Annotated in this window: 11 protein-coding genes, 1 tRNA gene and 1 riboswitch; of the genes, 9 read left to right on the top strand and 3 right to left on the bottom strand. The window is 63.1% G+C overall.

Translation table 11 applies throughout. The features are described from left to right. The first annotated feature begins 524 nt into the window (after positions 1–524). Entirely contained in the window at positions 525–1,775 is a 1,251-nt protein-coding gene (locus EOA13_RS35625; RefSeq protein ID WP_127297846.1) for a site-2 protease family protein, read from the top strand. A 21-nt stretch (positions 1,776–1,796) separates the two neighbouring features. On the opposite strand, the gene lipB is transcribed toward EOA13_RS35625, so the two are convergent. After that, complete coding sequence (gene lipB, locus EOA13_RS35620; protein ID WP_127297845.1) at positions 1,797–2,540, bottom strand: lipoyl(octanoyl) transferase LipB; 744 nt, start codon at positions 2,538–2,540, stop codon at positions 1,797–1,799. 275 nt (positions 2,541–2,815) lie between these two features. Between lipB and EOA13_RS35615 the strand changes: the two genes are divergently transcribed. The 3 genes from EOA13_RS35615 (at position 2,816) to EOA13_RS35605 (ending at position 5,054) form a co-directional block, all read left to right on the top strand. Then, positions 2,816–2,900: transfer RNA gene (locus tag EOA13_RS35615), tRNA-Leu, on the top strand. Between the two features lie 191 nt (positions 2,901–3,091). After that, a complete protein-coding gene (gene mgtE / locus EOA13_RS35610) occupies positions 3,092–4,510 on the top strand; it encodes a magnesium transporter (protein WP_023812369.1) in 1,419 nt (472 codons plus the stop codon). Positions 4,511–4,667: 157 nt separating this feature from the next. Then, positions 4,668–5,054: a MerR family DNA-binding transcriptional regulator gene (locus tag EOA13_RS35605; protein WP_023685221.1), complete on the top strand. Its 387-nt coding sequence runs from the start codon at positions 4,668–4,670 to the stop codon at positions 5,052–5,054. A 189-nt stretch (positions 5,055–5,243) separates the two neighbouring features. On the opposite strand, the gene EOA13_RS35600 is transcribed toward EOA13_RS35605, so the two are convergent. Both EOA13_RS35600 and EOA13_RS35595 read right to left on the bottom strand, forming a co-directional pair. Then, entirely contained in the window at positions 5,244–5,720 is a 477-nt protein-coding gene (locus EOA13_RS35600) for an isoprenylcysteine carboxylmethyltransferase family protein (protein ID WP_127297844.1), read from the bottom strand. Continuing rightward, positions 5,717–6,715 (bottom strand): DUF1624 domain-containing protein, encoded by a 999-nt coding sequence (locus tag EOA13_RS35595; RefSeq protein ID WP_127297843.1) that lies wholly within the window; start codon positions 6,713–6,715, stop codon positions 5,717–5,719. The genes EOA13_RS35600 and EOA13_RS35595 overlap by 4 nt, the downstream gene beginning before the upstream one ends. Positions 6,716–6,938: 223 nt before the next feature. Here EOA13_RS35595 and EOA13_RS35590 point away from each other — a divergent pair, with 223 nt between their 5' ends. From EOA13_RS35590 to cobO, 5 genes are all read left to right on the top strand, one after another. Continuing rightward, complete coding sequence (locus EOA13_RS35590; RefSeq protein ID WP_127297842.1) at positions 6,939–8,138, top strand: MFS transporter; 1,200 nt, start codon at positions 6,939–6,941, stop codon at positions 8,136–8,138. Positions 8,139–8,203: 65 nt separating this feature from the next. Then, positions 8,204–8,400, top strand: a riboswitch (cobalamin riboswitch). Between the two features lie 35 nt (positions 8,401–8,435). Next, positions 8,436–8,615 carry a CbtB domain-containing protein gene (locus EOA13_RS35585; RefSeq protein ID WP_027034790.1) on the top strand — a complete coding sequence of 60 codons (180 nt, stop codon included), beginning with the start codon at positions 8,436–8,438 and terminating at the stop codon, positions 8,613–8,615. 15 nt (positions 8,616–8,630) lie between these two features. Continuing rightward, complete coding sequence (locus EOA13_RS35580; RefSeq protein WP_127297841.1) at positions 8,631–9,425, top strand: CbtA family protein; 795 nt, start codon at positions 8,631–8,633, stop codon at positions 9,423–9,425. Next, entirely contained in the window at positions 9,418–9,933 is a 516-nt protein-coding gene (gene cobU / locus EOA13_RS35575) for a bifunctional adenosylcobinamide kinase/adenosylcobinamide-phosphate guanylyltransferase (RefSeq protein ID WP_127297840.1), read from the top strand. The genes EOA13_RS35580 and cobU overlap by 8 nt, the downstream gene beginning before the upstream one ends. A 1-nt stretch (position 9,934) precedes the next feature. After that, complete coding sequence (gene cobO / locus EOA13_RS35570) at positions 9,935–10,549, top strand: cob(I)yrinic acid a,c-diamide adenosyltransferase (RefSeq protein ID WP_127297839.1); 615 nt, start codon at positions 9,935–9,937, stop codon at positions 10,547–10,549. Positions 10,550–10,927: the final 378 nt, after the last annotated feature.

Below are 10,927 nucleotides of genomic sequence, written 5' to 3'. Positions count from 1 at the left end.
TTCGCGAAGATCCATCGAATAAGGCTTGCCCATCCATGCTGACCTCCTTGCCCAGCATGAAGGTTGAATCAGATTTGCACGCCTAAGGGAATCCCAAGCCGATTCAGTCTCATTTCATCCCGCTCTAGGATGACGAAGCAATGGGTGTATTGGCTAATCGCAAAGGCTGCGATCTCACCACGTAGCACCGTCCGACGCCCATCAACCTTTTCTTAACCCTGCCGATCTGATCGCCGCAAAAATCCGGATGCGGGCGGATCGTGCCCGTTGACTTTGAAACAAAATTAGAACAAAATGCGAACATATCAACAACAGGAGAGAGTTATGACCGATCTGGTTCAGGATGTCATCTCACTGGTTTGCATGAGCACGTTCCTTGTTTCCATGGCGATCTGGATCGGAGCCATGTGATTTGGCGGCGTTCGCCGTCGCTGTTCCCGCACGGTCGAAGGCCGTCCCGCCGTTAAGCTTTTCTTGCCGTCGCGGCGTTAGGGTGCCCCGGCAAGACAGGGAGCAACGTCCAGGTGTCGCCCATCATCACGGCCATTCTGGTGGCCAGCAATCTCGGGCTGATCTTTCTGTTGATGACCGTGCCGCTTGGTTTGCGCACGGTCCGGCTGACCCGTCTGGTGGCAATGGACCGTCAGCGCCTCTGGCAGGCGCTGTGGCCGCTCGGCAGCGATGCCGGCTGGTCCGGTGAGATCCTTTCCGCCGAGGCGCCGGACGGCGAGGGTGTGGTCCGCATCACGCTGTCGTGGGAAGGTCGCGACGGCAAGCCGATCGAACGCAAGTCGCGGTTCGAAGACGTCGTCGAAGGCAGCCGCTTCTCGATGCGTGTCATCGAGGACACCGCGCTCGACGCTTCGTTCTGGAAGGACTTTTCCGAAACCGCTGAACTTGTATCCGAAGGCACCAGCACGCGGGTGACGCTCAGCCAGACGGATCGCTATCGCGGCGTCGCCTTCCTGGTGTTCCGCTATTTCGCCCTGCGCCGCGAACTCTCCAAGCTGCAGCGCTGGGCGCGGACCGGGGAGTATCGCAAGGGCGGTTGGTTCGAGCATCCGTTGAGCCAGGTCGGTTTCGCCGGGCTTTCGGCGCTGATCCTGTGGCCATTCTTCGGCCTTCACTTCGGCGGCCTGGCACTGGCCGCGATCCTCACATCGGTGGTCGCCCTGCATGAGCTTGGCCATATGGCGGCGTTTCGGCTTATGGGCCACAACCGGGCACGGATGATATTCATTCCGCTGCTCGGCGGCGTCGCCATTGGTGGGCGGCCCTATGACAGCCGTTTCGAAGTCGCCTTCGTGGCGCTGATGGGCGCCGGCTTCTCCGCATTCCTGGTGCCGGTTGTGATCGCTGCCAGCACCTTTGCCGGCGCGGAAGGTCACCGGCTGGCGGCGGCCCTGCTGGCGACCCTGGCGGGCTTCGCCGCACTGTTCAACATCGCCAATCTGGTGCCGGTGTGGAAATTCGACGGCGGTCAGGTGCTGCGCCAGATCTGTCCGGGGCCGGTCGCGCTGGCGCTGGCTTCCTTCTTCCTGCTCTCGGCTTTCCTGGCCGTGGGTTGGCAGGCCGGCTTTTCCTCCAATTTCCTGCTCGCGACGGGAGCGGTGTTTTCGATCCTCAGCCTGTTGACGATGAGCAGCGGGGTCAAGCCGCGTTACGAGCTGAAGCCGATCCGCACCATCGACCGGCTCGCCATGGCGGCGGCGTTGCTGGCGGTGTTCGCCATCCATGGCTACGGCGTGTTGTGGGCCTCAGCCCAGCTGATTTGAGCCGTACCGGATTGGGAAGGATCAGCCGGCCTTGCGGGCCGCTTCGACAGGCAAAGCCTTGGCGGGGCCGAACACATCCTCGAAGGCGGATTTCAGCGCCAGGTCAAGGTCGGCCATGGTCAGGGGAAGGCCGAGGTCGACGAGGCTGGTGACGCCGTGGTCCTGCACGCCGCAAGGCACGATGCCGCTGAAATGGTCGAGATCGGGCTCGACATTGATGGCGATGCCGTGGAAGCTCACCCAGCGCCGCAGCCGAATGCCTATGGCCGCGATCTTGTCCTCGGCCGGCGAGCCGTCCGGCAGGGCAGGGCGGTTCGGCCGCACGACCCAGACGCCGACCCGGTCCTCGCGGCGCTCGCCCCGCACATTGAAGGCGGCGAGCGTGCCGATGATCCACTGTTCGAGCGCCGCGACGAAGGCGCGGACGTCCTCGCGCCGCCGCTTCAGATCAAGCATGACATAGGCGACCCGCTGGCCCGGCCCATGATAGGTGTATTCGCCGCCGCGGCCGGCCGCGAACACCGGGAAGCGGTTGGCGTCGATCAGGTCCTCGCCGCGGGCGCTGGTGCCGGCCGTGTAGAGCGGCGGGTGTTCGACCAGCCAGACCATTTCGCCGGCGGCCCCGCTGCGGATCGCCTCGGCGCGCGCCTCCATGAAGGCAAGTGCTTCGGGATAGGCGGTAAGGCCGGGCTCGATCAGCCATTCGACCGGTGCTGAACCGGGGAGCGGCAGGAACGACGTGGCGATCTGGCTGCGTTCGGGCATCACGGCTCTCGTCCACGGCGCGTCATTTCAAATGCGCGACACACCTTGGGTGTTTGTCTTGTTCATGTCGTAGTTCCGAAACCGCTCGGCGCCTTTTGGACGACATGCCTAGTCCTTCATATGGCGGCAATCGGGCAAAACGTCCAGTTCGAGGGGCGTTTCAAGCTTCTTGACCGTTATGCAAAATGGCTGGCGATTATTACGTGCCGTGCACTTGTTTCGCCGGAAACGATTTGCTACACGCCGCGAGCCGGTCGGTTCCGGCTCTACCACGTGCGGTCGTGGCGGAATTGGTAGACGCGCAGCGTTGAGGTCGCTGTGGGGCAACCCGTGGAAGTTCGAGTCTTCTCGACCGCACCATTCTCTTCCCAGAATCCGATTTGTACCGGTCTCGCCCGCTGCGGGCCGGGCGCATTTCGTTTGATATTCCCGCACTTTACGCCACTTTCTTTCTGAGCGTCGGATTCTCCCAAAACCGGTTTCCCCTTTTGGGTCCGATGCTCTAGACCTGATTTGCACCTTTTCCGGGATTCTTGTGGCGGGAGGCGCTGGTGGAAGGCGAGCACGAACGGACGACCGGCGCCAGGGCCGCCGAGGACAACCACGCCGATATCTATGGCGAGGACGGCGCCGTGCTTTCGTCCTTCCTAGCGCGGATTGGCGCGGCGATCGCAGACCGCGACACGCTGACCCTCAAGCATGAAGTCGACGACCTGCACCAGTCGGAACTCGGCGACCTGCTCGAGGCGCTGCATCCCGAGCAGCGCCGCGCGCTGGTCGAACTTCTAGGCGCCGATTTCGACTTCTCCTCGCTGACGGAGGTCGACGAGGCGATCCGTATGGAGATCGTCGACAATCTGCCCAATGCGCAGATCGCGCAGGCGGTGCAGGAGCTCGATTCCGACGACGCCGTCTACATTCTCGAGGATCTCGACCAGGAAGACCAGGACGAGATCCTGTCGCAACTGCCGTTCACCGAGCGGATCAGGCTGCGCCGATCGCTTGATTATCCCGAAGAGACGGCCGGCCGCCGCATGCAGACCGAGTTCGTCGCGGTTCCGCCGTTCTGGACGATCGGCCAGACCATCGACTACATGCGCGAGGACAACAACCTTCCCGAGCGCTTCAGCCAGATCTTCGTCATCGATCCGAGCTTCAAGCTGCTCGGCGCCATCGACCTCGACCAGATCCTGAGGACCAAGCGTTCGGTCAAGGTCGAGGAAGTGATGCACGAGACGCGGCACGCCATTCCGGCCACCATGGACCAGGAAGAGGCGGCGCGGGAATTCGAGCAGTACGATCTTTTGTCGGCCGCGGTCGTCGACGAGAACGAACGGCTGGTTGGCGTTCTGACCATCGACGATGTCGTCGACGTCATCCAGCAGGAGGCAGAGGAAGATCTGATGCGCATGGGCGGCGTCGGCGACGAAGAGCTTTCCGACAGCATCTTTTCGACCTCGCGCTCACGCGTTCCGTGGTTGCTGATCAACCTTCTGACCGCGTTCCTGGCGGCGTCGGTGATCAGCCTGTTCGACCGCACGATCGAACACATCGTCGCACTGGCGGTGCTGATGCCGATCGTCGCCGGCATGGGCGGCAATGCCGGCTCGCAAACCATGACCGTCACCGTGCGGGCGTTGGCGACCAGGGATCTCGACATCTACAATGCCGGCCGCATCATTCGCCGCGAGATGGGTGTCGGCTTCATCAACGGCATCGTCTTCGCCATCCTGATCGGCATCGTTGCCGCAGCCTGGTTCCGTGACCCCAATCTGGGCGGCATCATCGCGGCGGCGATGATCATCAACATGTTCGTGGCCGCCCTGGCCGGCATCCTGATCCCGCTGCTGCTCGATCGTTTCAAGATCGATCCGGCGGTCGCTTCGGCGGTCTTCGTCACCACGGTTACCGACGTCGTCGGTTTCTTTGCATTTCTCGGCATTGCCACGTGGTGGTTCGGTGTGCCCTGAAGGCACGCCTTTTGGCTTAATTGACTTTTACGTAAATGCCGTGCGAGGCTTGTGCGGGGCGCCATGTCGATTCCGGCATGGCATGGGTTTTGGTTCGGGACATAAGGGTGACGCCGGCATGGCGATCGCCCCTTGGTTTCGGCGTGCGGGAGTGGCAATGCGAGAATATTATTCGATCACCGAGTTGACCCGCGAGTTCGACGTGTCGACGCGGACGCTGCGCTTTTACGAGGACGAAGGGCTGGTGCAGCCGGTGCGGCGTGGCCGCACGCGCCTGTTTCGCCCCTCCGACCGGCACCTCATCCGTCAGATCATGCGCGGCAAGAGGCTTGGTTTCTCGATCAACGAAATCCGCGAAATCATCCAGATGTACAAGGAGCCGCCCGGCGAAGTCGGCCAGCTCAACCTGATGATCAAGCGCATCGAGGAAAAGCGCGAGGATCTCCGGCAGAAGCGCCGCGACCTCGAGGAGACGCTGGCTGAACTCGACCAGGCCGAGGAGTCTTGTGTGGAGCGGCTGGTCGAGCTTGGCGTGAATACCTGAGCGGACTGGATTCTATCGGGCGTTAGCGTCGGAATTAGCGGAAACGTCCATTTCTTCGTCATCCTAGGGTCTCCGCGACGGAGCTGCGCTCCTGCTTCGCCCTAGGATGACGAAGTTCGCAAGACTTAGGCTAATCGCCGAAGTGTGCACTTGTCAAAACCTCTCCGCGATGGAAACCGGAGCGCCAGCTCAAATCCAGCGGCGCACGCGTTTGGCGTAGTCGCGGTATTTCTTGCCGAATTTCGCCGCCAGCACCTTTTCCTCGCCTTCGATCGCCATCTTCTGCGTGGCATAGGCGGCGATGAACGCGAGCGGCAGGAACCACACGATGCCCGAGACAAAGGCGACGCCGATCAACAGCAGGGTGTTGGCCAGATACATCGGATTGCGGGTGATGCCGAAGGGACCCGTGGTGACCAGGTGATCGGGCACAGCGTTCGGGTTCAGCGTGGTCTTGGCGCGGACCATGGTGCGGATCGCGGTGACCCAGAGCGCTGCAACGGCAAGCAGCACCACCCAGCCGGCGGCGAAAAGAATGTCGCCCAGGAGGTCACCGATCCAGGGCAGGGGATAGAGCAGGCCCAGCGCGATGCTGATGGCGATGGCGGCGGTGTAGATCAGCGGCGGCCACGGTATGAGCCCCGGCTTCGGCTGGTTCTCGGTCATTTGACCCCTTCCTCCATCAACTTGCCGTCCGTCTTGGCGGTACACATGCCGGCGAGATCGGACAGATGCGTCTTCCATTCCGCAGTCTGGTCGTTGTTGTAGAGCCGATCAAGCGTCGCCTCGCCCTCGAGCGTATCGAGCATGCAGACACAGTAGCTCGTACAGAACTCGGTGTCGCGCGACTGCTCGCAGGACAGCTGGCAGGTTTTGAGGAAATTCACCTGCGGGGTTTCGACCTGCGCCGGCATGATCTGCGAGAACAGCCAGACGCAGCCGATCAGCAATGGCTGGTGGATCAGGTAGAACGCCAGGCTGTGCCGGCCGATAAAGACCAGCGGGTTGGCCCAGCGACCGGGCGCCAATTCGGCAAGCCGGGTAAGCACGCCTGAACCGGCGGCGAGTTTCGTCACCGCGATGCCCGCAAGCACGGCGCCGAACCATGGAAACAACGGAACGTAGTCGTTGGAGCGTGGATTGTTAGCCGACAGGCCTACCCACCACAGCCATGGGTGATCGAACGCCTCGAGGCGCAGATAGACAGGCGCCGCAATGACGAGCGCGGCGACGACAAGCGTCAGCAGTGCCGGCAGCCGCAGAAAGGCGAGGCCGAGCAGGCTGGCCAGCGCGATCTCGTGCAAAATGCCGAAGAAGATGAATCCATCCGGCGTGGCGATACGGGTGACGACCGATATCGCGATCGCGGCTCCGGCGACCATGGCGAACCGCTTCCAGAAGCCGTTCCAGCGGATTTGTCGGCCATGGGCGAGATACAGGCTGACGCCGACCAGGAACAGGAAGGTCGAAGCGATGCCGCGCGCGTAGATCTTCCACCAGCCGAAGGCGGTCAGGCCGGGATCGGTGTAGCCGAAGAACTCCAGGTCCCAGGTGAAATGGTAGCTTGCCATGGCGATCAGCGCGATGCCGCGCACGATGTCGATGGCGACGATGCGCTTTGGTCGATCCTGAACGGGTGCGGTCGGCGTTTGGATGCTCATGGTCTCGCATTCTGATTCAGCCCCTCTGGAGGACTATCACGGTTGCCCCGCACAAAAGAAGACCGGCAATCCTGCCGATAACGCCGGATCGGCCGCGGCATTGGGCCAGTGCCGGGAAGCCTTTGGCCGGCTTCGCTTTTGCCGGATGCACGTCGGTTTCCTCTTATTGGCACTGGGGTCGCCACGTCAGATTTGACCCGGTGAATCTGCTTCGGGGAAAGCAATGTCCACCCATGTGCGCCATCCGATCTGGCTGCCGGCTCTCAAGGCCGCGGACGCGCGCACCTTCGCGTCGCTCTATGCGGTTGAATCCTTCGCCCGCGCCACGGTGTCGAGCGTCATCCCGATCCAGGCCTACGAGATCCTGCACAACGAGCAGATCGTGTCGATGCTCTACACAGTCGTGGCGATGCTCGGCCTGTCGGTGACATTGTTCATGCCGATGCTGATCCGCCGTTTTGCCCGGCGCTGGGTCTACACATCAGGCGCCTGCCTGCTGGCCGTCGGCTCGCTGTTCTTCGTCACCGACACGCTTGCCGGGCAACTGGCCGGCATGCTGTGCCGGGTGATGGGCGCCAGCGCGCTGTCGATCACGCTCAACCTCTACATCATGGACCACATCCGCAAGACCGACTTCATGCAGGCCGAATCGCTGCGCATGGCGTGGTCGATGCTGGCCTGGACCGGTGGGCCGACGCTCGGCATCTTCCTCTACACGCGCTTCGGCATCTATGCCGCGCATGGTGCGGTCGCGGTGTTCGCGTTTGCCCTGCTGGCGCTGTTCTGGACCTACCGCCTCGGCGACAACCAGTCCATCCGTCCGGGCAAGACACGCCCCGTCAATCCGCTCGCCAATATCGGCCGCTTCGTCGCGCAGCCCAGGCTCAGGCTGGCTTGGCTGATTGCCTTCGGCCGCTCCTGCTTCTGGACGACGTTCTTCGTCTATGGGCCGCTGTTCATGGTCATCACGGGTGAGGGCAAGCTGGCCGGCGGCCTGCTTGTTTCGGCCGGCAACGCGCTGTTGTTCATGGCGATTTTCTGGGGGAAGGCAGGAAAGCGCTTTGGTGGCCGCGGGACCATGACATTTGCCTATTTCGCCATGTCAGCCGCGCTGCTGGCGGCGGGCTTCGTCGGCGAAACCGTGCCGTTGCTTACCGGCGCCTTCCTGCTCTGCGGTGCCTTCTTCACCATTGCGCTCGACGCCCTCGGCTCGACCGCCTTCATGCGCTCGGTGCGTTCCTATGAAAGATCTCAGATGGCAGCGGTCTACCGCACCTATCTCGACTTTTCCGAGTTGACGCCGCCGCTGGTCTATTCGGTGGCGCTGGCCTTCTTCGGCCTGGGCTCGGTGTTCGTCACGCTCGGCCTGCTGGCGGCGGTCTGCGGCTTTGTGACGTGGCGCTATCTGCCGAAATCGCTTTGACCTTCATGGCGCATTCGCAACGGTCGCCGGCGGAATTTGGTTTGCCGGAGGCGAGGATTCTGCCTATAGTCACCGGTGTCGCCGGTTCCATTTTGGAGCCAAGAGGGAATGCGGTGAGGGCGAATTTCGCCCAATGCCGTGGCTGCCCCCGCAACTGTGTGCGGTAGTCCTCTCCATATGCCACTGAAGATTTTTCTTCGGGAAGGTGGGGAAGGATGCTGATCCGCGAGCCAGGAGACCTGCCGGCGACAGGAAACTGACTTCGATGCCCTCGGGTGGAGGGCGAAAGGACAAGACATGACTACCGCTTCCGTCTCCCTCGGCGCCTCCGTCTCCTCGCAGTCGCGCTTCATGCAGCTCGCGCTCGCCGGGCTGCTCGGCATTTTCGTGATGGGCTTTGTCGGCTTCTCGCATATCGATGCGGTCCACAACGCGGCTCACGACTATCGCCATTCGATGGCGTTTCCCTGCCACTGACGAGGGGCTGACATCATGAACCTGTTTCGCAACGTCGTGTTCATCGCGGCGATCGCAGGGCTCGTGGCCGGCGTCGTTCTCGCCTGCATGCAGGCCTACGCCACTGTGCCGCTGATCCTGAAGGCGGAAGTCTACGAACAGGCGGGCGGGGGGCATCACCATGACCATGGCGCTCCGGCCGCAACGGATAGCAATGCCATGAGCACAACTGCTCCGGCGGGAGATGCGATGAGCTCTGCTGCCCCGGCTGCGGCGGAAGCCGCTCCGGCAGACGAAGGTTGGGCGCCGGCAGACGGTTTCGAGCGTTTCGCCTTCAGCGTGCTTGCCAATATCGTCACCGGCATCGGCTTCGCCTTGATCCTGGTCGCGGTCTCCGAATTCGCCGGCGGCATCGGTGGCTGGCGCCAGGGCGTGTTCTGGGGCCTTGCCGGCTTTGCCGTGTTCACGCTGGCACCGGGCCTCGGCCTGCCGCCGGAACTGCCAGCCATGCCGGCCGCCGATCTCACCCAGCGGCAGATCTGGTGGTGGGCAACGGTGGCGGCAACCGCTGCCGGTCTCGGCCTGATCGCGTTCCGCAAGTCGCTGCCGCTGGCGATCCTTGCCGTCCTTTTGATCGTCGCACCGCATGTTGTCGGTGCACCCCAGCCCGACAGTTTCGAGACGTCGATCCCGGAAGGCCTGCATCACCAGTTCGTGGTGGCCGTGACGCTGACCAACCTCGTGTTCTGGCTGGTGCTCGGAGCGGTTGTCGGCGTGGTGCGCGGCCGCTTCACCGGCACCGCGACCAGCCTGCGCGACAGCTTTGCCTGATCGCAAGACACTGACCTTCCTCATCGGCGGCGCGCGCTCCGGCAAGAGCGCGCACGCCGAAATTTTAGCGACCGCCTTGCCGCCGCCCTGGACCTATGTCGCCACGGCGCAAGCCTATGATGACGAGATGCATGAACGCATCGCGTTGCACCGATCGCGGCGCGGCGAAGGCTGGACGACCATCGACGCACCGCTCGATCTCGCCGGTACGCTTGCCGCCTTGCCGGACGATCGGCCGGTGCTTGTCGATTGCCTGACGCTGTGGCTGACCAACCACATGCTGGCCGAACACGATTTCGAGCTTGAATGCCGTCGGTTGGCGGACGTGCTGTCGCGGCCGCGCGGGCCATGGTTCGTGGTGTCTAATGAAGTCGGCCAGGGTATCGTGCCGGACAATGCACTGGCGCGCCGGTTTCGCGATGCCGCCGGCCGGCTCAACCAGCAGGTCGCCGCCGTCGCCGATACGGTGCTGCTGATGGTGGCGGGGCTGCCGCTCAAGGTGAAATGACATGACCGACATTGGCGATAAGGACGAAGAACGCCACCGCGCCAAGATGGCCAAGCGCAAGGCGGTGCAGGATGCCGAGGTGGCGAGCAAGACGGTCGAGAAGGGCTTGCTCATCGTCAACACCGGACCGGGCAAGGGAAAGACCACAGCTGCCTTCGGCCTGGCGCTGCGCATGCTCGGCTACGGCAAGCGCGTCGGCGTCGTCCAGTTCATCAAGGGCAAGTGGCACACCGGCGAGAAGGATGCTTTCGCCGCCTTCGGCGACCGCGTCGTCTGGCACGCGATGGGCGAGGGGTTCACCTGGGAGACGCAGGACCTGAAGCGCGACATCGCAGCCGCCGAAGCCGCCTGGGCCAAAGTGCTCGAACTGATGGCCGACCCGTCGATCAGCCTGCTGGTGCTCGACGAACTGAACATTGCGCTGCGCTACGACTATCTCGACCTCGACAAGGTGGTTGCGGCGTTGAAGGCGCGACGCGAGGACCTGCATGTCATCGTCACCGGCCGCAATGCCAAGCCGGCGCTGATCGAGGCGGCCGATCTCGTCACCGAAATGGGCGTGACCAAGCACCATTTTTCCGCGGGCGTGAAGGCCCAGCAGGGGATCGAGTTCTGAGAGCTGTTGTCCCCTTCTGTGGGTAGGCCGTTCAAGTCTGGTCGCCAGCGCTCTCAGCGAAGCTCCCTTCCTTTCCCTCCGGAGGGGGGAAAGGTGGCGCTGCGAAGCAGCGACGGATTGGGGGACGGCGATTATCGAACGCGCGGCCGCAGACTGGCAGGCGCGACCCGGCGGATGCGAAAACGCGACTGCCGAGCTGGTCGACCCCCACTCCGTCCCGGCTTCGCCGAGCCACCTCTCCCCCGATTGACGCTAGGCGATTCACACATCTCGCAGGCTCCAGCCGTGTGCTATGGATTGGAAGTACTGAAGGCCGTGGCGGAAGGTGATTGGGCCTGGTGGCTTGGACTTGGGATAGCCATCCCAGCCTCCGAGTTT

Origin of the sequence: Mesorhizobium sp. M7A.F.Ca.US.011.01.1.1 (genome assembly GCF_003998295.1) — a bacterium.
Classification (GTDB): Bacteria; Pseudomonadota; Alphaproteobacteria; order Rhizobiales; family Rhizobiaceae; genus Mesorhizobium.
This window is presented reverse-complemented; position numbering and strand designations above follow the sequence as displayed.